Raw genomic sequence first — 25,484 nt, 5'->3', positions numbered from 1 at the left:
CATCTGTACCGTTCCTTTATCCACACTTATTCGACAAAAACATTGTCATCCCTCTTTTTACACATCATCCGGAAAATAAGGATTCACGTGAATAAACACTTCTGATACATCAACAAACGATTCTTGAAGGGCATCGCGAATGCTGCGGGCAATATCATGACCTTCTTTTATACTTAAATCATAGTTCAACGATATTCGTAAATCGATTAAAATATAATGACCGTGGGTGCGCGCACGAATGCGATCGATGCGCTTTACTGCTTGAAACTTTAAAACCGTCTGTTTGTACTGCGTTAACAGCGGTTTTTCAATATTTTTATCCATTAATACATCAATCGAAGAGACTAATAATTTAAAGGCGATTTTCATAATAAGCACAGCGACAATTAAACTCGCGACGCTATCACCATATAGCAAATAAGGAAGCTCGTAGTGATGCCCGATAATTGAAACAATAACCCCGCAAAAAGCGGCTAATGATGCTACGATATCCGCTTTATGATCAAAGGCGATCGCCATAATGGCTTTGCTTTTATAGCGTTCGCCAATGCGTAGCGAGCTGCGATACAAATAATGCTTAGCGCCATAGGAAATGAGCGCTGCCGCTAAGGCTGCATAACCTGGTGCAGAAGGCGTACCTAAAAAGCCCATCACACCTTCTACGACGATATAAATCGATACTAAAAATAAAATAATACCAACAAGACCTTCACTTAACACTTCGGCTTTGCCATGACCAAAAGGATGATCTTCATCCGGCGGCTTATTCGCAATGCCAACAACAGCAAGAACAGCGACAGATGCTACAATATCGGCAGCGGAGTGAATACCATCAGCAAATACCGATTCACTGTCTGCTACTACGCCAACAAGTACTTTTCCAATCGTTAATAGGCAGTTCGCAATAAGGGCAATCCATGCAACCTTTTTTCCAACCCGTTCTCGATCCTGTACGATTTCCATGTTCGCCTCCTTAAATAATGTTTCCCATAGGAAAAAAAAACCCTAAGCCGAATCCGGCCTAGGGTTTGTATATTTTTTTAGTAATGGGAACGTTCATTATCCATCATCCTTTTTTGTGGAACAACTTTACATATCAGTACTAATGATAGCGTGTTTCCAGCAAAAAAGCAATGAATCCTATGACCGCTGACCTATTAAATTCCCCGCACCCTATTATGCTAGTGTCTGCGGGTTTGCTTCGTTCCATACCTATCACTTGTAAAAAAAACGTTAGGCATTGTCTGCTGGAAACACAACTCCTAGGTCAGCGCGTATCGCATCCATTACTTCCATTACAATTAAGGAATGCTCATGACTATTAACTGGTGATTGCAACCAGCCTTCTTCAATGACACGCACAAATTCTTTCGTTTCATAATACATCGCTTCTTCAAGTAACGGCGCAGAAATGTCTTCGTTTTCTTTTTGCCGATATGCAATAGAAATTCGTTCGGGAACATCGATGCGATCAATAATCATCGTACCTTTTTCACCTTGAATTTCTGAAGGTACGAAGGAATCATTAATTTTAGAATACATCACGACTGCCTGCATGTTTTCATACTCTAAAATCACACTGCCTTGTCCGTCAACTCCTGATTCTAGCATCATACCTGAAGCTTTCACCTTTATCGGACGTCCAAATAAAACGATCAGCGGATATAAGCAATAAATGCCTAAGTCCATAAGTGCACCGTTTGAAAACGCTGGTAAGAAGGCGTTCATAATGGTTCCTTCTTTATACGCATCATAGCGGGATGAATATTGACAGTAGCTTCCTACATAGCGTCTGATCGTCCCAAGCTTAGACAAATTTTCTTGAATGTGTTGAAAGCCTGGCAGCAATGTAGACTTCATTGCCTCCATTAATACGACACGATTTCGCTGTGCTGCTTCGATCATTGCCTTCACTTCTACCGCATTGGAAGCGAGCGGCTTTTCACATAATACATGCTTACCTTGGTTCATTAACGCAATGGCATGACGGGCATGAAACGAGTTCGGGCTCGCTATGTATACCGCATCGACCTCTTCGCTTTGTGCAAGCGCTGCTACATCTGTAAAAACGAGCGGAGCTCCATGCTTTTGGGCAAACTCTCGACCTTTTTCTTCGGTTCGAGAATAAACCGCCGTTAATTGAAATGAATCTAATGCCTGTGCTGCTTTTAAAAACGCGTCTGTAATCCAATTCGTACCGATTACTCCAAAACGTATCACTTTAGTGTCCATCCCTTCTCATGGTTTAATCTATTGTACACTGTAGCATGATTCGTAGAATTGCGAAAGAATCACGACTACTTAACGTAATCGCGCTGTAACACTTCAGAATGAAAAGAGGCAACGATCTGCTCGATGGGGAGCTCATAACCAATTAAAATTACACACGACGTTTCTGGCAAATCTTCTCTGATCCGTTGTAACTCCAGTTCATCTGACGCCCATTGAAATTGATACATTCCTTGCGGCGCCGCGAGAGTTAAAATTCCTTTGCCACGCAGAACAGCAGGTGGCAATGATTTAAGCCATCGTTGAAAGGCAATGCGCTCAACGGTATGAAAGCCTTCGATTTTAAACGCTTGAAAAGCATGGCGCGGTGCAGCATGATAAGTCGTTGCCCCTTCTTGATGCACAACAACATGACTGACTCGTTCTTGAAGAAGAACAGCGCACTCACACTTGCCATACGACGTTTCTATAATTGGCACAGACGAATGTAGAATCTTTTCTAGTTTTTTATAAATCTTGTCTTTTACCTTCTGATCAATTAAATCTATTTTATTTAAGAGTACAATGGTAGCGCTCGTTAGCTGTTCTTCTAACAACGTACGCACATGCTTATTTAATAAATACCGTTGCTGTTTTAAATAGTTACTAGCATCGAGCAAGCTAATGACACTTTTTACTTCAAAACCATTTTGAAGCCGCGGGTCATCCAACGTTTCTACAATTTCTTTTGGATTTGCTATGCCCGTTCCTTCAATTAATAACACGTCAACGGCATTTGCTGGTTCTAAAAAGAAACGCAGTTCTTCGCGCAGATCGTCTTGAATCGTACAGCAGATGCAACCGTCCAACAATTCTACGAGTGTTTCTCCCTTAAATAAATGACCTTCAACATTGATTTCGCCAAGTTCATTTAAGACGATTCCAGGCTTGAGCCCTTGCTCTTTACAATATGAAAGAAGCTGCAGAAGCACAGTTGTTTTGCCAGCACCAAGAAAGCCACTAATCACATACGTTGGTATGCGCATCTCTTTTCCTCTTTTCTCTTTTTCTTCCATCGTACCATATGGTCAAAAAAAAGACGGCAATCAAGGACACTTGATTGCCGTCTTTCTCCCGTCTAAGCGCGCATTTTTTCTTCTGATGCTTGCGAAAAAACGAACCAACGCTGACCGATATAATTTAAAATTGTGTAGAAGCCTGTCCCAAGCAAAACAGCAACATCACGTGCATCAAAGCGTGGCAGCCAGAGTGCAAACGCCCATGTTGCTAGCTTGCTCCCAAGAAAGTACGCTACTACATAACAAATGAAAATAACGAGCGCAAAGCGCACTATACTTTTTCCATACGTTGCTTTACTTTGAAACGTAAAGGTGCGATTTAACACGTAACTGACACATGCGCCAATCGCATTCCCCAAAAAGGTCGCTCCCCAATAAGGTACTGAAAAAGCATGCATGAACACGTAGATGGCACTTAAGCCGACGAGTGTATTCAGAACACCGACGACAAGAAAACGAACAAACGAATGATTCATCATTACGGTTGGGTCGCGGTGACCGATACCTCCCGTCGCTTATGATCTTGTAGCTTCGGTTCAGATGCTATGTGCTGCTCAATCGCATATTTCGGACGAGCCTTTACCTCTTTAAAGATTTTTCCGACATACTCTCCAATGAGACCAATCCCCATCAATTGTAAGCCGCCTAATAACCAAATAGAGATGATGAGCGACGTCCATCCTGAGGCTGGATGACCGGTAAGCTTTTGGATGAGCGCATAGCTACCAGCGACAATACTAAATAAGAATGCAAGAAAACCAATCAACGTAACGAAGCGAATCGGCGTCACACTAAAAGAGGTTAAACCGTCAAAGGCAAACGAAAGCATTTTCTTTAGAGGATACTTCGACTCTCCCGCTAAGCGTTCTTTGCGATCATAATACACTTCGGTTTGTGCGTAGCCAACGAGAGGTACGAGTCCGCGAAAAAAGAGATTCGATTCTTTATACTTTAATAGTTCACCAAGCGCCGCCTTACTAAGTAAACGAAAATCCGCATGATTGGGAACGAGCTTAATGCCTAGCTTATTCATAAACCAATAGTAACCAAGTGCTGTTCGTCGCTTAAAAACTGTATCGGTATCCCGACGATTACGCACACCATAGACGACGTCATAGCCTTCATGATACCGTTCAACAAACGTTTCTATAACTGTAGTATCATCTTGCAAATCAGCATCGATGGAAATCACACAATCAGCTGTCTTATAAGCCGTTTCCAAACCTGCAAGCAGCGCATTTTGATGTCCTACGTTGCGCGCAAGTTTCACGCCAGTTACGAGTGGATTGTTGCTACTTTCTTGTGCAATGAGTGACCACGTACGGTCGCGACTACCATCATCAACAAAAAGGAGCGAACTAGCGGAATCAATCAATTGACGCTTCATAAGTTTTTGTAGCACAGCACTCAATTCATGGGCTGTTGTAGCAAATACTTCTTCTTCATTGTAACAAGGGACAACGATCGAGAGCATGGGTGCTTTCATCTCATACCTCCTTTGTGCGCCTAGAGCGCACGGTATAAATAAATTCTCCAAGCAGAATCTTTATGATCAAATGTTTTTTCTAGCTTTAGACCGTCATCTTTTGCATTGGCAATTGGCACGGCTGATAAGATATACGTGCCCCCTAGTTTCTTAAATGCATTGATATTTAACTCTAAATGCTGAATAACCGTAGTAGAATCTTTACGGAACTCATAATTTTTGCCGAGCTCAGCAGAAAATAAATAGCAGCGATTGCCCCATGTGTCATAATAATTTTTCAGTTCAGGACTTTTATTAAGCTCTTTCGCAATAATCTTCCGAAACGCATGCTTGTACGTTAAGGAATAGTAATTGTTATACGTATCTAACGTGTAAAACCCATTGAATTGTGCGATTGCTGGGTGAATCCCAATACTCGCAACGCGATAACTAGCTTTCGGTTTCCCAATGTAATTGGCGATTTCTTTAAACTGTTGTTGTGCATAAAACTCTTTAAAGGATGGCGAGTGATAAGAGCGGTAGCGTATTTCTTCATTGGCTCCAATGCCAATATACAGTTGACCAATGAGCACAAGGGAGACAAGTACTTTACCAAGCTTCCCTTTTTGCCAAATAAGCCAGCATCCTACTGCAAACAAGCTATAAATAATAAACGGCCGCATAAAGTGAAAACGTGAAAAGTTAAAGGTTGCTAAAAAAGAAATCTTTTCTTTTAGTGGATTCCACCCTTCGTAAAACCAGAGCGCGTACCAAACAGATAGCACAAAATTTAAAATAAAGAGCAACCAAAACAAGCGCGTCGTTGGTGAGCGATCGCTTTTTCGAATCGCAAACAAACAAGCAAAAAACGTTAATGGAAGAATTAGCGTCGTATGGAGCGTTATAACATGAGTATGGCCATAAAAATAAGCCAAAACGATTCCATAAACGTTAAATCTGAAATAATAAATTCATTGCGACTTGTCGGTGCTTCAGGTACAAGCAGCGAATAGACGAGTCGGTATTCAATCAACAGGAATAGTAATGTCATTCCGACAATGGAGAAGAAAAAGGGTGCGTTCCATTTTCGCGTCCTCCATACATCCCAAAGCCATACGAGTCCCATCGCTACGAGAAAGAAGAAAAAACCTAAAACAAAGCTTGCATAAAACGGCAACAGCCCTAACGTGAGCCAATGCTTCCACGTTCCCGCGCCTTTTCGGATGCTAAGAAATGCCCATAACGCAAGCGGCATTCCTAACGTACTTAGCATGCCCGACGGCCAAAAAGGCGTCAGCGCAAACGCTAAAGAAACAGCCACGACGATTGGATAAGCTTCTTTTTTTACAAGCCAATGGCGCTTTAATAAAAGCAACATACCAATAAAAGCAAAAATGCGGGTAATGCTCTGACTAAGCGCATACGCCATCATCGGTGAAAACCATTCATGCAACCATTGAAGTAAACTAAATTCGGTACCGTACGCATTGCGAGGCAATCCGTTAATAATTTGTTCAACTGTAGCATTGGTCGGTCCAAACAGTTGACCGCTATCTTTCATCACTTTATACCATGCGATGTTTGAATCAAGATTATCATGCACACGAATGTGTGCATTCTCGCCTAAAATAAACATTGGTGCTAAATAGATAATCAGGATGAGCCAAGCACCGCTTAACATGAGAACATCTCTGTATCGTCTTACGTTACGTAACATTTGTATCATTTTCTTACGTCCATCCTACACTCATTATTTAATGAATTGCTTTTCAACTATGTCTTTCATATACGTTAAAATCGGTTGTGCTAAATCTTCATTACGAAGCGCAAACTCGATAGTCGTTTGAATAAAACCAAGTTTCTCGCCCACATCAAAGCGTTCACCTTCAAATTCATAGGCATACACAGAAGAGCGTTCATTTAACGTGTGTAATGCATCTGTTAATTGAATTTCTCCGCCCGCTCCCGCTTCTTGTTGTTCAAGAATATCAAAAATATCAGGTGTTAGTATGTAACGTCCAATGATGGCTAAATTTGACGGCGCCCTACCGAGTGGCGGTTTTTCAACAAAACCATTCACTTCTACGAGGCGATTATCACGCTCTCTCGTATCAATAATGCCATAGCGATTCGTTTCATGAGCAGGCACTGTTTTGACACCAACGATTGAACAGCCTGTAGCTTCATATTGATTCATTAATTGTTTCGTGCACGGAACATCCGCTTGCATAATATCGTCTCCAAGCAGAACAGCAAACGGCTCATTACCGATGAATTTCCGTGCACTCCATACCGCATGGCCGAGGCCTTTCGGTTGCTTTTGCCGAATATAGTGAATGTCAGCCATTTCGGATGAGCGTTGCACCTCCTCTAGCAATTTTACTTTTCCTTTGTTATATAAATTTTGTTCCAACTCAAAAGAATGATCAAAATGATCTTCAATTGATCGCTTTCCTTTGCCGGTCACGATAATGATGTCCTCAATACCAGAAGCAATCGCTTCTTCAACAATATATTGAATCGTAGGCTTATCTACAATCGGTAGCATTTCCTTTGGCATCGCTTTCGTCGCAGGCAAAAAACGCGTACCTAAACCTGCAGCAGGAATAATGGCTTTTGAAATAGGCTTCATATTTTTACCGTTACCAATGCTTTCGTTGGCAACGTTCCTCCTTTCTTTTCTATAACCTGTCACTCGCTATTCTTGCCCATAGGGGAATGTTTCCATTCTTGTTAAGTATGTCATAGTTACAAAACAAATGTCCAGTTTTACCCAAGTTTCTCGCCTCTTACAACAGAAAAAAAGGTTCACAAATTCTACGTTGTGCAGAAGAACTTGTGAACCTTTTTAGTACAGTCGTTATTTTTTTAAATCGTTGATCGAGTTGACTTTCATATATTTTGGAACAGTTAAACCAAGCTTCGTTCCTTTCATATTTGGACCAAGATCATCGAACTTACCTTTAAACTTATCATAGTAATCTTTATGTGTTGTTGGTAACCAAGCTGCTACCATTGCATCAGAACTGCCATCGGCGATACTTGCAAACATCGGACCTGCTTCAAGCTGTGTAAGCTTCACATCATAGCCCTGTTGCTCTAACGCTTTTGCGATGACATTCGTACTTGCAATCTCAGATTCCCATGCCACGTAAGCGAGCTTCACTTGCTTACCGCCTCCACGTGGTGCTCCTTTTGTCCACTGAGCTACTTCTTTTTTATGAGCTTTCACCCATTTTTCAGCAGCATCGGCAGGTTTCGTGCCATCATGAATATCAACCATAACTTCTTCCATGTTAGAAGGTTTCCAGTTGAATTGATCAAGCACTTTCGTAGCGCCTGGATTTTCAGAAGAGAACCCTTTACGCGTTAACGTATGAATGGATTCACCTTTTCCATAAGAGCCTTTTGGATCTTCTAAATATTTCAGTTTATACTTTTTAAACATCCAATGTGGTGTCCAGCCCGTTACGATGATTGGCTCTTTTTTCTCATATGCTTTTTTCAGCTCTGCAGTCATCGCAGCAGATGATCCTTCATTTAACGTCCACTTGTCCGTTAAACCATATTCTTTCATCGCTTTTTTCGTAGCTTTCATAAGACCTGCACCAGGATCGATACCGGTAATCTTATAGTTCACTTGATCGCCTACATTGCCTGAACCATTTGCTGACGGCTTATATTCATGAATTGCTGTCGCAATATAGCCTAGTAGTAAAACAATCGCTAAAATAGTATAAACCATTTTCTTACTAACCACTTTACCAAATAGCGGTTTGCGTAAATTTTGCGAAATGCGATCAAAAATAATCGCAATAATTACGATGGAAATCCCAGCTTCAAAGCCTTCTCCGACTTTAATTTGACTGACCGCACGATACACTTCAGCTCCAAGACCTGGCGCTCCAACGAGGGAAGCAATAACCACCATGGAAAGAGCAAGCATAATACTTTGGTTCACACCCGCTAAAATGGTCGGTGCCGCTAAAGGAAGCTGTACCTTAAAGAGCTTTTGGCGCGTCGTTGAACCGAACGCTTGTGAGGCTTCAATTAAATCATTTGGTACTTCGCGAATTCCGAGGTTCGTTAAACGAATAGTCGGTGCGACTGCAAAAATAACAGATGCAATAATACCTGGTACGACACCACTTCCGAAGAAAAGAATCGCTGGAATTAAGTATACAAAGGCAGGCATTGTTTGCATAAAGTCTAGAATAGGGGTAATAATTTTTTTCGCTGTTTCATTTTGAGACATCCAAATTCCAAGTGGAATCCCTATTAAAATCGTTAAGAGGACGGACGATAATACGAGCGCAATCGTATTGACCGTTGCATCCCAATATCCGAGATTATCAATCAGCAATAGGCCGATAAATGTAAAGATGGCGATTCCCCACCTGCTTGTATACAAAGCAATGAGCGTAATCAGTATAATTAATACGATCGATGGCCCGGTGCTTAATAAAGCCACGAGATTTTTTAATAGCCATTCAATACCTGTTGAGATCGCTCCAAAGAATGGATCCAACGTAGTTGTAATCCAATCAACAAGATGATCAATCCACTGTGCTAGTGGAAGTTTTGGTAAATTCATTCGTCATCCTCCGTTCCATTTAAGTGATCACGGTTTCCTGCTAGCGCACCAATGACCGCTCCACGAATAATGACGCCTTTCAAACGATTCCCTTCATCGGTTACACCGATTGGGAAATTCGTATTCGCCATCGGTTCTAATACATCAGCCAGCAATGTATCTTGTGGGACCGTTACAATTTCCTTGTACATAACGTCTTCAATACTTTTATTTTCTTTTATCGCAAGCGATGCTGCATCGGCCGTAATTGCACCAAGCAACTTTTGTTTACGATCGACAACGAAAATCGATGAGTAGCCTTGATCTTTCATAATTTGCAATGCAACACGCGGTCCGCGGTCTGGATATACTTTTTCCGCGCGTTTCATAACGTGTCCAGCTGTAATGACGCGTGAAATATCCACATCCTCTACGAAACGTTCTACATACTCATCAGCTGGATGCATCATAATCTCTTCTGGCGTTCCAAGCTGAATAACGCTTCCGTCTTTCATAAGCGCGATGCGATCACCGATTCGTAGCGCTTCATCTAAATCATGCGTAATAAAAATAATCGTTTTATGCATGGAATCTTGAATTTCCAACAATTCATCCTGCATATCTTTACGAATAAGTGGGTCAAGCGCACTAAATGCTTCATCCATTAATAGAATATCTGTATCACTTGCTAGCGCACGAGCAAGACCGACACGTTGCTGCATTCCACCGCTCAGTTGTGAGGGCAATTGATTTTCATAGCCTTTTAGGCCGACTAATTCTAATGAGCGCATCGCTGATTCACGACGTTTTGTAGGATCTACGTCTTGAATTTCTAATCCAAACTCAGTATTTTCCAAAACGGTACGATGCGGAAATAACGCAAAGTTTTGAAAAACCATGCTAATTTTCTTGCGACGAACGTCACGCAATTTTGCTGGAGACATTTTAACAATGTCCTCTTGATCAATTAAAATTTCACCACTTGATGGGTCAATTAATCGATTAAGCATTCGAATAAGCGTTGACTTTCCGCTGCCTGATAACCCCATAACTACAAAAATTTCACCTTCATAGATGTCGAATGAAGCACTATTCACTCCGACCGTGCTACCAGTTTCTTTTAAAATGTCACGTTTCGAGTAACCTTTTTTCAGGAGCTGAACCGCTGCTTTCGGTGATTTACCGAAAACTTTTGTTACGTTTTTGACAGCTACCTTTACATTTCTTGCTTCCATATCCTCACCTCTGTTTTTGATCGTTAAGACGGACATCTCACAACCGTTCAATTGTATAGAAAGTTTTCTATTTCACAAACTGAAGTATATAAGTATATAGTACGCTGTGTTAGTACCTATTTAGAATGACACCAAATAGCGATTATATACTTACATATCCTCTAAAATACTAAGCAATCCTCTCAATTGGAAAAGATTTTCTAGTAAATATAACCAATTAAGTCTTTTTTGTCTAGATTCCTAAGTCCTCCGCCTATTTTCAGCGTATGCTGGTTTTTGCAGAAATGGGAAAAGACAAGTAGAATAAGGAATAGCATTCAACACGTATTACCATTTTTGATATCAACACGTATTTGTGATGAGGAGTTATTTATGTCCACTTTTACTACCTTATTTATTCTCGGTAACACATTAAACATTCTGTTAGCCGCTGTCATCGTCTTCCGTGAAAGGCGAGACGCAAGTTCCACGTGGGCTTGGCTACTTGTACTCGTATTTATCCCCATCGCCGGTTTTATTGTTTATTTATTTTTCGGCCGCAATTTAAATCGCCATCGGTTATTTGTATGGGCCGATCGTAAAAAAGTAGGACTTGAAAAAACGCTCAAAAGCCAAATCGAGCATATTCGCGATGGATCATTTGAATTCACAAATGAGCCAGAACGCGCCAGTCAAGACTTAATTTACATGCAACTATTGAACAATGAAGCACCCTTTACCCGTGATAATTACATCGATATTTTTACAGACGGCAATGAAAAATTTGATGCTTTACTACGAGACATCACCAATGCGACTGAGCATATTCACCTGCAATATTACATCATTAAAAAAGATAACCTAGGCAAAAAAGTTCGTGACTTGCTCATTGAAAAAGCAAAGCAAGGTGTGAAAGTTCGCGTTCTTTACGATGAGTTAGGATCACGAACAATCTCCAAACGATTTTTTCATGAATTGCGGCAGCATGGCGGTGAAGTAGAAGTATTCTTCCCTTCTAAATTTGCCTTTATTAACTTTCGGTTAAATTACCGAAATCACCGTAAAATTGTCATTATTGACGGTGTTATAGGCTATGTTGGCGGTTTTAATATTGGTGATGAATACCTAGGACTAGACGACATGTTCGGCTATTGGCGTGATACGCATTTACGCATTACCGGTACATCCGTACACTCTATGCAAATGCGCTTTATCCTTGATTGGAATCAAGCATCCGATGGTCATGACATCGATTATCATCCTCTGTTATTCCCTAAACCTGAACAAACAGGCAACATTGGTATGCAAATTATTACGAGTGGTCCAGATTCAGAGTGGCCACAAATCAAAGATGGTTACATTAAAATGATTTCACTCGCTAAAAAAAGCATCACGATCCAAACACCGTATTTTATTCCTGATGCAAGCTTACTTGATACGTTGCGCATCGCTTGTCACTCTGGTGTTGATGTAAGAATTATGATTCCTAATAAGCCAGATCACCTTTTTGTGTATTGGGCATCTTTATCCAATATTGGGGGCTTGCTTAAAGCGGGGGCGAAAGTATACATCTATGATAATGGCTTTATTCATGCAAAAACGATGGTTGTAGACGATGAGATTTCATCTGTAGGAACCGCCAATTTCGACATTCGTAGCTTAAAGCTAAATTTCGAAATTAATGCCTTCATCTACAATAAAGAGATTGCGAAACAATTAAATGGAGCCTTTCATGAAGATATAAAGCTTTCTCGAGAATTAACTTGGGAACAATATTTGCAACGACCAACTTCTGTCCGCTTTCGAGAATCAGTCTCTAGATTGCTTTCCCCTATTTTATAAGGATGAAACCTCTTTTTTAAAAAAAATAAAAAATGAGCAAATGTACGCGCTACTTCTAGCACCACACATTTGCTCATTTTTTTTATTTATAATTTTTTTGGAGCCATTCTCCTAGAAGTTTGGCGTCGCCACCGGTTAAAATTCCCCCTGGCATACCGTTTCTTCCGTTTTCAATAATGCCTTTGATTTCTTTTGCTGAATATTTACTGCCGATTTTTTGTAGTGATGGTCCGATATTTCCTTGTAAATCAACCCCGTGACAGCGTGCGCAATTTTGTTTATATAAGCTATCAGCTGCCTCTGTATTTTGCTTATTATGCTTGTTCTTCGTTGCTTGGTCGTCGTTCGAGCATGCACCTAGGGTGAGGAGAGCTAGACTCGCAATAAGTAATCGTTTTTTCATGTACAAAACGCTCCTTCTTACATTCGATAGTGTGCTAAAAAAGATAAAAATTCTTCATGTTTAGTATGCTTATATTTCGTAATTGCATAAGTACCAACGGTCGGAAGTTGGATTTTTTGACAATGAACTTCTACCAATCGACCTTCTAACAATTCTCGACGCACCGTGGAAGCTGGTAAAAAGGAAACACCCAATCCTTCGGCGATAAATCTCTTCGTAATATGGACTTGAGAGACTTTCATCATGCGGATGACCGGAAATTGAGCTGTTAATTGTCGAGTGAGCGCATCCCAATAGCTAGGATGATTATGTGTAAACAAGTAGTGCGTTGTTAAAAGTTCTTCTTCGTCAAATGGTGGTGCTGACTCACTATCCTTCCCATCATGACCAGTAACAAATACAACCTTTTCCTGAGATAGTAATTCTGTAACTAATTGCGGATTGCTTGCTGGTAAGCAGGATAGCCCGATATCAGCTTCTTCTCTTTCAACACTTTGTTCAATCAGTGGTGATTCTACTATAACAACAGAAATCTCCATCTCTGGATGTTCTTTCGTATACTTCTTCAAAACAAATGGTAAAACCGTATCCGCAATCAACGGCGAAATCGCCAATGTTAGTTTATCACTATATCCCTGTGAAAAGGAAGACAGATCTTGTAATCCTTCCTTATAAACGGCTAAAAGTTGTTTGGCATGCTCTACATACCGCTTGCCAGCCTCGGTTAATTTTACCCGTTTACCTTGACGCTCAAATAACGGCACGCCGATCGATTTTTCTAACTGTTGAATATGCACCGTAACGGAAGGCTGCGAAATGTAGAGCTTTTCCGCTGCTTTTCGGAAATTACCACATTGTGCTGCTTCAATAAATGTTACAAGCCAAGAAAGCTCCATAGATTCTCCTTATATTATGATTCTTAATTAAAAGCTTTAAAATCATTCAATATCTTTTATCAATTATAGTCGATACACTAAAGATAGAAAAGAAAGGAGTGTGTATTATGCAAAAAGGATTAAAAGGGGTCATTGCCGTCGAAACGACAATTGGCCATGTGGATGGAGAGCAAGGTCTATTGCTGTATCGGGGACAACCGGTCGAAACGTTAACAGGAACCTATTCTTTTGAAGAAGTGGCCTTTTTCTTATGGTATGGGCATTTCCCATCTCCGACAGAAAAAGAAACCTTCACTTGTGCCTTAAAACAAGCACGTTCCATTCCTCCTTACCTTCAAAACGTATTACAGGCGTTGCCGCTAGAAACCGATCAGATGAGTGTAGTGCGAACAGCCATTTCAGCACTAGGACTGCCAGCCTATTCTTTTAAGCCAACGATTGAAGAAGCAATCACCTTAACGGGCATTATGCCCTCCATTATTGCGTGGTGGCATCGCCGCCAAGCGGGGCAGCCGTATTTACCGGCGCGCAGTGACCTTGATCATGTTGAGAACTATTTATACATGCTAACAGGTGAAACGCATTCCCACGCTTCTGTACGAGCACTTGAAAACTATATGATTCTTACAATGGAACATGGCATGAACGCCTCAACCTTTGCCGCACGCGTAACAGTATCGAGTGAATCTGATCTTGTTTCTAGTATCACTTCAGCGCTCGGAACGATGAAAGGACCGCTTCATGGCGGCGCGCCTTCAGGAGTAATTGCCTTACTAGATGAAATCGCCGCAAGCGATGGCGATTGTACACGTGTTTTAACAAAAAAACTTCAACAAGGCGAACGGTTAATGGGCTTTGGACATCGTGTGTATAAAACAAAAGATCCACGCGCACAAGCATTAAAAGCACAGCTGCTCCAAACAGCAGGGGATGACCCGTGGCTTGATCTTGCTTTACAAACAGAAACAACCGCCATCGAGCTTCTTCAAGCCTATAAGCCCGGGCGCTCGCTTTATACGAATGTCGAATTTTATGCTGCCGCCATTATGAAGGCAATTGGCTTAGCACCTTCCTTATTTACACCTACCTTTTCGGCAAGTCGCGTCGTTGGCTGGAGCGCACATGTACTAGAGCAAGCAGCGGACAATACGATTTTTCGACCAGACGCTGCCTATGTTGGTTCCTGGCCTCAGGCGTAAAAAAATCCCCGTGACAGTAAAGCTCACGGGGATTTTTTTGTACCTATTGCAAGTATGATAGAGGATTAACCGCATTTGATTTCGCGTAATTCCATTCACCTTTATGAATTTCAAAATGCAAATGCTGTCCAGTCGAGTTACCTGTGCTACCCATTGTCCCGATGCGTTGGCCTTGGGAAACGGTTTGACCAGCACTGACGGCACGCGCACTCATATGAGCATAGACCGTTGTGTACATTTGACCGTTCTTGTAAGAAGCAATGAACACACAGTTGCCGTAGGATGATGACAAGTAGGAACGAATCACTGTTCCAGACGCCGCTGCCGACACTGGTACATTAGATCCCGCATTCGCTATATCAATTCCTGGATGGAACTCTGGTCCTTGGAACGAACGATTTCCAAATGGCGATGAAATCGAACCAGATGCTGGCCAGCTAAAACTAGCAGAACCATGACTTGGCGCTGGTTTCGGTGCTGGTGCAGGATTTGGAGACGATGGCTCCTCTGCCGGTGCTTGTAGAGCTGGCTTTGAAGCCTTTTCCTTATGACGATCTGCTGCCTCACGTTTCGCTTGTTCAGCTTCTTTTCGTTGTTGCTCGGCCGCTTCTCGTTTCGCACGTAGAATTTCCGCTTTCGCAGCTTTTTCTTGATCAGCAAGTATCTCATCTTGCTCTTTCATACTTAATAAGTCTTTATGAATATGCTCTTCTTTTGATTTAAGAGAAGCAGATAAACGGCTTTTCGCTTCTTTCTGACCTTTTAGCTTGTCTTGCAGATCATTTAATTCGCCAAGCTTCGTTGTCAGTGACGCCAATTGATTTTCCACATGTTTCTTATCTTGTTCAACCGCTTCTTTATCTTCTTTTTGTTCTTTTAACAATTGCTTATCTGAATCGGCAATCGTATTAATGGAAAATACACGATCTAAAAAATCACCAAAACTTTGTGAACCGAGTACCACTTCTAAATATTTAACCGTTCCACCATTTTCATAAATAGAACGCAAACGTTCTTTTAGCAGTGCTTCACGTTTTTGGATGCGTTTATTGATAACCATAATTTCTTTTTTCAACTGCACAATTTTTTGTTTCGTCGTGCTAATTTCTGTTTTCTTACTCGTAATCTCGTTTTTTGTTTGCTTATACTTTGCTTCAATGCTTTTTAATTCTTGTAATACAGCATTATGTTCACCTTTTACATGATCCATTTGTGCTTTTTTCTTATGTTGTTTCGCTTTGTTGTCTGCTTGCTTCTTATGTATGTCACTTAAAGATTGAGCATTTGCCGGCATCTGCGTAAACGTAGTCATTCCCACGGATACAGATAGTAGACCAGTTAACACTTTATATTTCACGAACAGTTCCCCCTCTAGTTACTTTATAAACACGTTCTCGTAAGTACAATTGCCATTATATCATTTCTTCTTTCGAGTTTTTGTGCAATAACATTACATCTCTATTTCAAAATATTACAGAACTCGCCAACTTACCCTAATTATTGTATTTAATTTCATAGATTTTCCGATAAACTAGGGCTTTCGTATATTTCTGCTAATCTTCGCAACAATAAACAAAATTCTGATCTTTTTATAAAAAGAGATACACCGCTATACTAAATTACGGCATAAAAAAGAGGCTGTTTTATGTTTCAGCCTCTTTTTAAACTATTAATGATTAACATACACGCCACGCTGTTCGCTAGTGTACTTGAGAATTAAACGTCATAATCCAGATAGAACCAGCCACAATCGTAAAGACAATTACTGCGCCAAGAACGAGGGCAATCGCATGGTACCGTGGCTTCTCACCATCTTTAATATGCATGAAGCAAAACAATTGAATGAGCAGCTGACCGACGGCAATAGCTGTAATGACAATCGTTAACATTCCTTTTGCAAAAACGTGCTGCACCACAAGCCATAGAGGAATGACTGTTAAAATGAGCGAAAGTACAAACCCCATTACATACAGTTTTGTAGAACCATGATTCTCTTCCACTTACATCACCCCCATTAAGTAAACGACGGTGTAGATAAAGATCCAAACAACATCGAGAAAATGCCAGTACAAACCGACAATCGTTACTTTTTCTTTTACCTTTTCATTGATGCCATGACGACGTATTTGTAGAATAACCGCTGTCATCCAAATGAGACCGAAAGAAACGTGCAAGCCATGCGTGCCAACGAGCGTAAAGAAAGCAGAAAGAAAGCCATTTGTTGAAATACTTGCTCCTTCATGCACCATCGTACGAAACTCTGAAACTTCTAAACCAACGAACGCTAGCCCGAGCACTACCGTTACGATCAGCCAATTGATGAGCTGCGCTTTTTTGCCTTTATGAAGCGCAAGCGTCGCTAATCCGCTCGTAAAGCTACTCGTCAAAAGAATAAACGTTTCAGCCGTAAAGCCCTTTATTTCAAACAGTTCTTTTCCTGTTAAATCACCATCCGTATGACCGCGGAGCACCGCATAGACAGCAAACAAACAGGCGAAGATAATGCAGTCAGTGACGAGAAAAATCCAAAAGCCTAACAACTTAAACGTATCGTGATGATGCTCATGTTCATGCGTATGTTTGGAAATGGCCTGATTCATTAGCCAACCCTCCCTAAAGATGCTTCTGTTTTCCGAACTTCATCAACCGGAATGTAATAGTCCGTTTCTTGTTGGAAAGAGCGTGCTAATAAGCAAAGGCCGACGCCAAGCAAGCCAGCTAATCCTACATAACTCCATCCAAAGGTAAAGCCAAAGCCTACGACAAACCAACACGCTGACATGATAAATGGAATGCCTGACTGTTTTGGCATATGAATCGGTTCATACTGCGGTGGTTCTTTTTTATACTGACTGTCTGCCATCGCTTTTTTCGTTTCCCACCAATCATCATCGTGCTTAACTTCAGGAATAACCGCAAAATTATAAAGTGGTGCTGGTGATGGGATGGACCATTCTAGTGTACGGCCGTTCCACGGATCGCCCGTTACATCTTTTTCCCCATTTTTAATGCTATAAAGGATTTGCCATGCCTGAAAGATGAAGCCAATTCCCATTAAGAAGGCACCGACAGTAGATACCATATTAAATGGGGCCCAGCCCATATCCCATCCGTACGTATACACACGACGTGTCATACCCATAAAACCAAGCGCGTATTGCGGCATAAAGCATACGTAGAATCCAATATTCCATGTCCAAAACGCCCATTTACCGAGTCGTTCATTCAGCTTAAAGCCAAACATTTTTGGCCACCAATAGTACAAGCCTGCTAAATAACCAAACACAACACCACCAATTAATGTTTGATGAAAATGAGCAATTAAGAAGTAGCTGTTATGGTATTGATAATCGGCAGGCGCAATGGCGAGCATAACGCCCGTCGCCCCACCGACGACAAAGCACGGAATAAAAGCAATCGTCCACAGCATTGGCTGTGAAATCGTAATGCGTCCTCGGAACATCGTAAACAACCAGTTAAATATTTTTACCCCGGTCGGAATTCCGATCGCCATTGTGGTTATGGCAAAGAACGTATTTACATCGGCTCCTGCACCCATCGTAAAGAAGTGATGCACCCACGTAAAATAACCGAGAATGGAAATAATCATCATCGAAAAGACCATGGATTTATAACCGAAAATTTTCTTTTTACTAAACGTACTAACAATTTCTGAATAAATACCGAACGCCGGTAACACGACAATGTATACTTCAGGATGTCCCCACATCCAAATTAAGTTTACATACATCATCGGATTTCCACTATCGGCCGTGAAAATATGAGCGCCTAAATAACGATCAACGAACAAGAGTGCTAGTGTTACAGTTAGTACCGGAAAAGCGAAAATAATCGTAATACAGCTAGAAAGCACGGACCATGAAAACAGTGGCATTTTCATTAATTTCATGCCTGGTGCACGCATTTTTAAAATCGTCACTAGAAAGTTAATACCGGTTGCTAAACTACCAATCCCCGAAATTTGTATGCCCCAAATATAAAAGTTCTGACCAGGTCCAGGGCTACCAGCAATTTCGGATAATGGCGGATAACTTAACCAGCCTGCATCAGGTGATCCCCCTACTACGAAAGATAAGTTAAACAACAATGCTCCGAAGAAAAAGAGCCAGAAGCTAAGGGCATTGAGAAACGGATAGGCGACGTCACGCGCTCCAATTTGGAGTGGAATGACGATATTAAAGAGCGCAAACATAAACGGCATCGCCATAAATAAAATCATAATTGTTCCGTGCGTTGTAAATATTTCGTTATAATGTTGCGATGTTAAAAAGTGCGTATTGGGTGCCGCGAGCTGTAACCGCATGAGTAACGCATCGACACCACCGCGAAACAGCATCAGCAATGAACTGACTAAGTACATAATTCCAATGCGTTTATGATCAACGGTCGTAAACCACTCTTTCCAAAGCCAACCCCATTTTTTAAAAACGGTTAAAAAGATGATAATGCCTAGCAGCGTAACGATAATCGCTACATCTGCACCATAAATGAGTGGATCGCCTGTTACGAAAAAACCTTTACTTTTCTCACCCACCGGTTATTCCCCCTTATGTTCCATTCCAGACATGTCGTGATCGTTATGATTCATCGCTGGCATGTCACTTTTTCCATGCTTCATATCTTTATCCATATATTTTCCACCATTTTCATTGAGTGTGTTCGTAAATAATTGTGCAGGGTAGGAAGAAAACGCTTGTTTTTCTGCCAAACCTTTTTTCGCTAATTGTTTATACACCGTCATCGTTAATGGCTTTTCTGTTTGTTTAATCTGACGTGCCCATTGATCAAATTCAGCTTGCGGTTTAGCAATGACTTTAAACTTCATATGGGTAAAGCCTTTGCCTGTAAAGTTAGCGCCAGATCCATAATACGTTCCCGGCCGATCCGCTTGGAGCCAAAGACGCATCGCCATCCCCGGCATCGTATATTCTTGCCCACCTAACTCTGGTACCCAAAAAGAGTTCATCATCTGATTGGATGTTAGATGAAACTGAACCGGAACACCGACAGGGATTTCTGCGTAATTAACCGTTGCAATTTTTTGACCAGGATATTGAAACAACCACTTCCAATCCATGGATGTTACTTGAATCGTAATCGGCTTCACATCCTTTACCGGTGGCTTCGTCAAGGTATACGTCGTTTTCGCCGTATAAATACTTAAAATACCAATAATAATGATGGGAATACCCCACCACACCACTTCAAGAATCTTACTATCATGCCAATTCGGTGAATACTTCGCCTTATTACCTGGGCGATCGCGATATCGATACAAAATGAAAAATAACAAAGCAAGCACCGGGATCACAACAATTGCACACAATACTGCGGATAAAACGATAAGATCATATTCTTTTTGCGCCACAGGCCCTGCTGGGTTAAAAACTAAATATTGACGATCACAACCACTTAAAAACAAGGAGGAAACTGTTGTTAACAGCAGTATTTTCCAATACCACGCTACCCTCCGTTTGTTCATGCCAATCCTCTCCCCTACTTTCAATTAAGCCCGATTCAGCGGGCTACGTAAGCACACCCTTATGCTATACCGCTAGGCCCATCCCCTTATGTGATAAAAATCACCTTTTGGGAGGGAATGCTCATGAAGAGCTTTTCTTGTCACAAAACTGCCAAAAAGGAGGAGACGATTAGAGTGGATTGGAAGGTGAGCAATTTGGGGGCATGTGCGATTGGCGGAGGGGCGAAATTACGGGAGTGCGCTAGCTTGGTGGAGATGCGCGCGCTTGGCGGAGGATGCGAAATTATGGGAGTGCGCTAGCTTGGTAGAGGGTGCGCTTGGCGGAGGATGCGAAATTATGGGAGTGCGCTAGCTTGGTAGAGATGCGCACGATAGGCGGAGGGTAGAAATTACGGGAGCGTACTAGCTTGGTAGAGGGTACGATTTAGTATCTTTTAGGAAAAATTAGAGATTTCGCATGTTTTATAGCTTTTTTTTAGCGTAATTAGAGAGTTTGTTTGCATTTTTGTTCCGATTCACACTCAATTTAGGAGATTTCAATGTATGTAAGCATCATTTTTGACGCAATAGGGGGTTCTGCGCGCGAACGAAGGGGTCCTGCGCGCGAACGAGGGAGTTCTGCGCGCGAACGAGAGGGTCCTGCGCGCGAACAAAGGGCTCCTGCGCGCGAACGGAGGGGGCCTGCGCGCGAATAGAGATTTCGCATGTTTTTTAGCTTCTTTTCACCATCAATAGAGGTTGCATACATTTTTGTTCGAGCTCGAGATCGCGACCGCGAGCCCGCACCCCAACAGGCCTAGCTTCCGACTAAGCGCTCATTCGAAGGCAATCAAAGCAAAAAAAGCCATCTCTGCACTAGAGATGACTCGTTGTTATGATACTTCTGAACTTCTTTTCTGAACAAGTTCATGCACAAACAGTAAACCGAGTTCGTGATGCTCATTTTCATAAAGAGAGCGCTGAACAAAGCGCACTTCACCTTTATGATCAAGCACTTCAAGCTTACAGTAAGCGGCATTAATTTGTAGCGCTGTATAAAAATCACGTTCATTTTTTAATGATTTACCGTTGGCTTTAATGACGATTTCGCCAACAGCAATGCCCATTTTACTAGCAGGTGTACTAGGAACGACACCGAGGACGACGAGTCCATTATTTCTTCGTGTAAAGAAGGGACGACCATTATCGTCGCGTTGGCTGTTGATCATCGTAATTAATTCTCTACCAACCGTACCGCCAATAATTGCGACAACGGCTAACAATGGTAGATTTGTTAAAAAACCTACTGCAGTGATAATCGCTAAGAGCACACCGAGTGATATTACTTGTTTTCCTGTTGCTTTGATAGCTTCTTTTGGCAATGAATGGGTGTTCAATTGACGGAAGCCAATCGCAAATGGTACGAGCATAATGGAATAGCTTACTGCTTGTAAGCCAATATATGGCCAGCTATGACCAACAGGTAACTCCCCACCTGGTATGAGTAAAAATTGTGGTACGAGCCATAGTCGTGTCGCTTCATGAGCGCCAACAAACTGGCCACGTTTGCCTTTAAAAAGGCGTGGTGATGTACGACTAGCACCTTTCCAAACAATCAATACACCTTCTTGTAATACGAGCAAGGCCATTAAAATCGCTAACGTATCAATAGGTGTATTGCGAATATCACGCATCCACTCATCAAGCAAGGTTACGCCTGTAGCAGCATCTTGTGGGACGATAAAGGCGGCGACCGTCGCTAAACCGATGGCATACGCTGGATTTAAGAAGCGCGTTTTCATCGTTAACGCCAGGAGCGCATACATAACACCAATAAGGGCAATCATGCCCATTGGGACGACAACGCCGGCAGCGAACAAGACGACGGAAAATAGTAAACCGACGAGTAGCCCCGGGAAAAACGACTGCAATAAGTTATCAATCACCGGATGGACTTTTACTTTAAACTCTTTTCGCTCACGCTTTACTCGCTTAACACCAATAACAAAAGCAAGAACGATAAACAAATAAGATAAGGGATGTAAAAAAAGAGCTGCGGTCCCTCGAAGCAGTTCTTTTACATAAATATCGATCATGCGCGCCAACCTCTCCTACTATTTTTGCACTCTATGTTTTATGTGAAGAGCCACAGGTCTTTTGGCACCTATGGCTAGTATGTACCATGTGAATAATCTAGTAATCTTAAGTATACCTTGAAATGAAGATAGTGTGTTAACAATATGTGATTTTTTCGAATTTCTTTATAAAAAAACGAACCACCCCCATAAGCAACGTGCTACAGGGGCAGTTCGACTACAGGTTATTGAGCAACCATTTTAAGTGCTGTTTGCAATTGAACGTCGTTTTTACTATCGCGAACTTCGGTAATAACTTTTGTTTGAATCGCTGCAGCTGTTTTTTCATCTACTTTTCCAGTCGCCTTTAATTTGTTGGCTTTTTGGAAAGCGGTCACAGCTGTTTGCGTTTTTTCATCAAAATAGCCATCTACACGGCCCGGTTCAAACTTCAAACCACGAAGCATTTTTTGTAAGCTTGCTACTTCATGACTATTCATATCGTATTCCAACGTCTTTTTACCTGTAAGTGGTGTCGCATAAAAATAACCTGGCTGTTTTACGGTGTACGTTGGCACAATTCCTTTTTTATGAATCCAATTGCTGTCTGGTGTTAGCCATTTCGCAATGGTTAATTTTAAATCGCTGCCATCACCAAGATCATTCGTATTTTGAACCGTTCCTTTACCGAATGTTTTTTCACCAACGAGTGGATAATGACCCGCTTCTTTTAGCGCACCAGCTAAAATTTCTGAAGCAGAGGCACTTCCGCCATCGACTAAACCGACAATCGGATAGTTCTTTTTCGATTTTAAAGAGGATTTAAATTGCTCTTTCTCACCGCTACGGCTTTCTACTTGAACGACTGGTTTATCGGAAGAAATAAGGTCATTCATAATGCTCATCACTGCATTTAAATAGCCGCCTGGGTTCCCACGAACGTCAATGACCAATCCATTGATATTCTCATCCTCTAATTTCTTTAATTGATCTTTAAAATCTTGCCCCGTTTTTTCGGAGAATGATGTAATGGTGAGGACACCGACTTTTTTATCGGCAACTTCTTTCGTTTTGGAAAGAACGGTTTCTACTGGAATCGTATCGCGCTTCACATCAATCGCTAACACGCCTTCAACACCTTTACGCTTTAAACCGAGCTTTACAATCGAGCCTTTTTTACCGCGAATTTTCAAAACCGCTTCATTTAAACTTAAACCTTCTACACTTTTTCCATCGACCGTAACAATCGTATCGTTCGGCTTCACACCAGCTTTTTCCGCTGGCGAGTCTTTAAATGGTGATACGACGGTAATATTGCCGTCTACCAAACTGACTTCTGTTCCAATTCCCTCAAAGGAAGAATCAAGCGACTGCTTAAATTGACTCGCTGTTTCTTTCGCCATATAGGATGTGTATGGATCCTTTAACGTTTGCACCATCCCATTTATAGCACCTTCTAATAATTTATTGGAATCCGTTTGTTGATAATACTTTTGTGAAATGAGTCGATACGCTTTTTCAATTTTAGCAAACTCTGCGCTAGCATTTACTTCATCTGAAGCTGTTGTACCTGACCATTTCATGTAACCATACATCCCACCCGCGCCTAGAACGAGTGCTACGACCATAAGTAGTGCGACAATTCTTTTCTTCATGACAGCTCACCTCATTTTGGCAGAAAAAGGCACCACACCTTTCCGGATGCGATGCCGATTTTCAAAAGTAAGAGAAGGACCTAGTCTGTCCCTGTAACCTCTACTTTATAGTATGAACAGCTTGTTTAATTATGTCCACGAATTTTTACTTAAAAGTACGGACGCGGATCAACGGCATTGGATTTTGCATAGTTCCAAGGACCTTTATGAAGCTCAAAGTGTAAATGTTGTCCTCTAGAATCACCTGTATTCCCCATGTAACCGATCAATTGTCCACGCTTTACAGATCCACCGTGTGCCACACGTTCTCTCATATGCGCGTACACAGTTGTCCATGTTTGTCCGTTAATCGTGTGCGTAATGTAAATAACGTTTCCGTAAGAGGAAGAATAATCTGAGCGAATAATGGTTCCATCCGCCGCTGCGTAAATTGGCACTGTACCACCTGCAGCAATATCCACCCCAGCATGTAGTCGTCCATCACGCGGACCTTTTTCAGAAGAAATAACTCCTGCTGATGGCTTCATAATCATACCAGAGCCTGTATCAGACGCTTTCTCATTACCAGAATGGTGAGAAGACGACGAACTTGATGATGATGACGATGATGAACTTTCTGCTTTCGCTTGCGATGCACGTTCTTTTTCAGCTTTAATCGCCGCTTCTTGATTGTTTAAAAGTTCCGCTGCATGCTCGTACTTGCCAACTTGATCCATTAAGTCCGAATGCTTTTTCTTAAGAGAAGAAAGAAGCTTGTTCTTTTCTTTCACTGCTGCTTTCAGTTCCTTTTGCAAGGCTTCAAGCTCTTTTTTATCTTTTTCTAGCTCTGCAAGCTTTGTCTCGACTTTGGCTTTTTTCGTATCTAACTCTTTTTTGTCCGCTTTTTGCTCGTCTAATAACTGACGATCGGAGTCAGCAATCGCATCGAGTGAAACGACGCGATCAATGAAATCACCAAAGCTACTTGCGCCTAGTAACACATCAAGATATTGCACTTTACCGCCATTTTCATAGATAGCTTTCAAGCGTTCTTTCATCAGCTTGTCCCGCTTATCAATGCGTTTTTGAACAGCTTCAATGTCTCGTTTAAGTTGATCAATGGCCGTTTTAGTGTCACTAATCGCCTTTTTCTTAGCATCAAGCTTCTTTTCAGCAGCACTCATTTTATCATCGGCTGCTTTCTTTTCTGCTTGTGCTTTATGTTGTTGCTTTTCGTTTTTCTTGACCTTGGAGTTAGCAGCAGCTTTCTTTTTGTTGTTTGCTTCTTTCTTTTCTTTAATGCTCTTTAGTGATTCTGCGTTGGCTGTCGTGGCTGTTTGGTATGCTGTGATCCCGCTGAGAGCAAGGCTTAATGATAGTGATAGACCAATTACCTTTTTATTCAACTGTAGTC

Annotated in this window: 20 protein-coding genes and 1 pseudogene; 2 read left to right on the top strand and 19 right to left on the bottom strand. The window is 41.6% G+C overall.

Annotated features, from left to right (window positions below; translation table 11 throughout):
- Positions 1–57 precede the first annotated feature (57 nt).
- From A374_RS02025 to A374_RS01985, 9 genes and pseudogenes are all read right to left on the bottom strand, one after another.
- The gene (locus A374_RS02025) at positions 58–957 is read right to left on the bottom strand and encodes a cation diffusion facilitator family transporter (protein WP_156793114.1); all 900 of its coding nucleotides are present in this window, start codon (positions 955–957) and stop codon (positions 58–60) included.
- A gap of 276 nt (positions 958–1,233) precedes the next feature.
- Positions 1,234–2,220 (bottom strand): Gfo/Idh/MocA family protein, encoded by a 987-nt coding sequence (locus A374_RS02020; protein WP_007200504.1) that lies wholly within the window; start codon positions 2,218–2,220, stop codon positions 1,234–1,236.
- Positions 2,221–2,297: 77 nt separating this feature from the next.
- On the bottom strand, positions 2,298–3,254 hold the full coding sequence (locus tag A374_RS02015; protein WP_007200503.1) for a CobW family GTP-binding protein: 957 nt from the start codon (positions 3,252–3,254) through the stop codon (positions 2,298–2,300).
- A 92-nt stretch (positions 3,255–3,346) separates the two neighbouring features.
- The gene (locus A374_RS02010) at positions 3,347–3,766 is read right to left on the bottom strand and encodes a GtrA family protein (RefSeq protein WP_007200502.1); all 420 of its coding nucleotides are present in this window, start codon (positions 3,764–3,766) and stop codon (positions 3,347–3,349) included.
- Complete coding sequence (locus A374_RS02005; RefSeq protein ID WP_007200501.1) at positions 3,766–4,773, bottom strand: glycosyltransferase family 2 protein; 1,008 nt, start codon at positions 4,771–4,773, stop codon at positions 3,766–3,768. The genes A374_RS02010 and A374_RS02005 overlap by 1 nt, the downstream gene beginning before the upstream one ends.
- Positions 4,774–4,793: 20 nt before the next feature.
- Positions 4,794–6,469 (bottom strand): annotated as a pseudogene (locus A374_RS02000) (DUF6044 family protein).
- A 33-nt stretch (positions 6,470–6,502) separates the two neighbouring features.
- A complete protein-coding gene (galU, locus tag A374_RS01995) occupies positions 6,503–7,384 on the bottom strand; it encodes a UTP--glucose-1-phosphate uridylyltransferase GalU (RefSeq protein ID WP_007200500.1) in 882 nt (293 codons plus the stop codon).
- 228 nt (positions 7,385–7,612) lie between these two features.
- On the bottom strand, positions 7,613–9,346 hold the full coding sequence (locus A374_RS21235; protein WP_007200499.1) for a glycine betaine ABC transporter substrate-binding protein: 1,734 nt from the start codon (positions 9,344–9,346) through the stop codon (positions 7,613–7,615).
- Positions 9,343–10,560, bottom strand: a complete 1,218-nt coding sequence (locus tag A374_RS01985; RefSeq protein ID WP_007200498.1) for a quaternary amine ABC transporter ATP-binding protein — start codon at positions 10,558–10,560, stop codon at positions 9,343–9,345. Before A374_RS01985 ends, A374_RS21235 begins: the two co-directional genes overlap by 4 nt.
- A 372-nt stretch (positions 10,561–10,932) precedes the next feature.
- On the opposite strand from A374_RS01985, the gene cls reads away from it, so the two are divergent.
- Entirely contained in the window at positions 10,933–12,381 is a 1,449-nt protein-coding gene (gene cls, locus A374_RS01980; protein ID WP_007200497.1) for a cardiolipin synthase, read from the top strand.
- A gap of 82 nt (positions 12,382–12,463) precedes the next feature.
- On the opposite strand, the gene cccB is transcribed toward cls, so the two are convergent.
- Together cccB and A374_RS01970 are read right to left on the bottom strand one after the other, a co-directional pair.
- The gene (gene cccB / locus A374_RS01975) at positions 12,464–12,784 is read right to left on the bottom strand and encodes a cytochrome c551 (protein WP_007200496.1); all 321 of its coding nucleotides are present in this window, start codon (positions 12,782–12,784) and stop codon (positions 12,464–12,466) included.
- Between the two features lie 17 nt (positions 12,785–12,801).
- Positions 12,802–13,680 (bottom strand): LysR family transcriptional regulator, encoded by an 879-nt coding sequence (locus tag A374_RS01970; protein WP_007200495.1) that lies wholly within the window; start codon positions 13,678–13,680, stop codon positions 12,802–12,804.
- Positions 13,681–13,784: 104 nt separating this feature from the next.
- Between A374_RS01970 and A374_RS01965 the strand changes: the two genes are divergently transcribed.
- Positions 13,785–14,879 (top strand): citrate synthase/methylcitrate synthase, encoded by a 1,095-nt coding sequence (locus A374_RS01965; protein ID WP_040340266.1) that lies wholly within the window; start codon positions 13,785–13,787, stop codon positions 14,877–14,879.
- A 43-nt stretch (positions 14,880–14,922) separates the two neighbouring features.
- On the opposite strand, the gene A374_RS21230 is transcribed toward A374_RS01965, so the two are convergent.
- The 8 genes from A374_RS21230 to A374_RS01925 all read right to left on the bottom strand — a co-directional run bounded on the left by A374_RS21230 (position 14,923) and on the right by A374_RS01925 (position 25,476).
- Positions 14,923–16,236 carry a murein hydrolase activator EnvC family protein gene (locus A374_RS21230; RefSeq protein WP_007200493.1) on the bottom strand — a complete coding sequence of 438 codons (1,314 nt, stop codon included), beginning with the start codon at positions 16,234–16,236 and terminating at the stop codon, positions 14,923–14,925.
- Between the two features lie 343 nt (positions 16,237–16,579).
- Positions 16,580–16,879 (bottom strand): cytochrome o ubiquinol oxidase subunit IV, encoded by a 300-nt coding sequence (gene cyoD / locus A374_RS01955; protein WP_007200492.1) that lies wholly within the window; start codon positions 16,877–16,879, stop codon positions 16,580–16,582.
- Entirely contained in the window at positions 16,880–17,479 is a 600-nt protein-coding gene (cyoC, locus tag A374_RS01950; RefSeq protein WP_007200491.1) for a cytochrome o ubiquinol oxidase subunit III, read from the bottom strand.
- Entirely contained in the window at positions 17,479–19,434 is a 1,956-nt protein-coding gene (locus A374_RS01945; RefSeq protein WP_007200490.1) for a cbb3-type cytochrome c oxidase subunit I, read from the bottom strand. The genes cyoC and A374_RS01945 overlap by 1 nt, the downstream gene beginning before the upstream one ends.
- Before the next feature lie 3 nt (positions 19,435–19,437).
- Complete coding sequence (locus A374_RS01940; protein WP_007200489.1) at positions 19,438–20,382, bottom strand: cytochrome c oxidase subunit II; 945 nt, start codon at positions 20,380–20,382, stop codon at positions 19,438–19,440.
- 872 nt (positions 20,383–21,254) lie between these two features.
- Positions 21,255–22,457: a PDZ domain-containing protein gene (locus A374_RS01935; protein ID WP_007200488.1), complete on the bottom strand. Its 1,203-nt coding sequence runs from the start codon at positions 22,455–22,457 to the stop codon at positions 21,255–21,257.
- 224 nt (positions 22,458–22,681) lie between these two features.
- Complete coding sequence (locus A374_RS01930; RefSeq protein ID WP_007200487.1) at positions 22,682–24,091, bottom strand: S41 family peptidase; 1,410 nt, start codon at positions 24,089–24,091, stop codon at positions 22,682–22,684.
- Positions 24,092–24,240: 149 nt separating this feature from the next.
- Entirely contained in the window at positions 24,241–25,476 is a 1,236-nt protein-coding gene (locus A374_RS01925) for a murein hydrolase activator EnvC family protein (protein WP_007200486.1), read from the bottom strand.
- Positions 25,477–25,484: the final 8 nt, after the last annotated feature.

This window comes from Fictibacillus macauensis ZFHKF-1 (assembly GCF_000269865.1).
GTDB lineage: Bacteria > Bacillota > Bacilli > Bacillales > Fictibacillaceae > Fictibacillus_C > Fictibacillus_C macauensis.
This window is presented reverse-complemented; position numbering and strand designations above follow the sequence as displayed.

Bases quoted from the DNA above. Each gene is read 5' to 3' on its own strand.
- A374_RS02015 (WP_007200503.1), bottom strand. From the start codon at position 3,254: ATGCGCATACCAACGTATGTGATTAGTGGCTTTCTTGGTGCTGGCAAA.
- A374_RS02010 (WP_007200502.1), bottom strand. From the start codon at position 3,766: ATGATGAATCATTCGTTTGTTCGTTTTCTTGTCGTCGGTGTTCTGAAT.
- A374_RS02005 (WP_007200501.1), bottom strand. From the start codon at position 4,773: ATGAAAGCACCCATGCTCTCGATCGTTGTCCCTTGTTACAATGAAGAA.
- galU (WP_007200500.1), bottom strand. From the start codon at position 7,384: ATGAAGCCTATTTCAAAAGCCATTATTCCTGCTGCAGGTTTAGGTACG.
- A374_RS21235 (WP_007200499.1), bottom strand. From the start codon at position 9,346: ATGAATTTACCAAAACTTCCACTAGCACAGTGGATTGATCATCTTGTT.
- A374_RS01985 (WP_007200498.1), bottom strand. From the start codon at position 10,560: ATGGAAGCAAGAAATGTAAAGGTAGCTGTCAAAAACGTAACAAAAGTT.
- cls (WP_007200497.1), top strand. From the start codon at position 10,933: ATGTCCACTTTTACTACCTTATTTATTCTCGGTAACACATTAAACATT.
- cccB (WP_007200496.1), bottom strand. From the start codon at position 12,784: ATGAAAAAACGATTACTTATTGCGAGTCTAGCTCTCCTCACCCTAGGT.
- A374_RS01970 (WP_007200495.1), bottom strand. From the start codon at position 13,680: ATGGAGCTTTCTTGGCTTGTAACATTTATTGAAGCAGCACAATGTGGT.
- cyoC (WP_007200491.1), bottom strand. From the start codon at position 17,479: ATGAATCAGGCCATTTCCAAACATACGCATGAACATGAGCATCATCAC.
- A374_RS01940 (WP_007200489.1), bottom strand. From the start codon at position 20,382: ATGAACAAACGGAGGGTAGCGTGGTATTGGAAAATACTGCTGTTAACA.
- A374_RS01935 (WP_007200488.1), bottom strand. From the start codon at position 22,457: ATGATCGATATTTATGTAAAAGAACTGCTTCGAGGGACCGCAGCTCTT.
- A374_RS01930 (WP_007200487.1), bottom strand. From the start codon at position 24,091: ATGAAGAAAAGAATTGTCGCACTACTTATGGTCGTAGCACTCGTTCTA.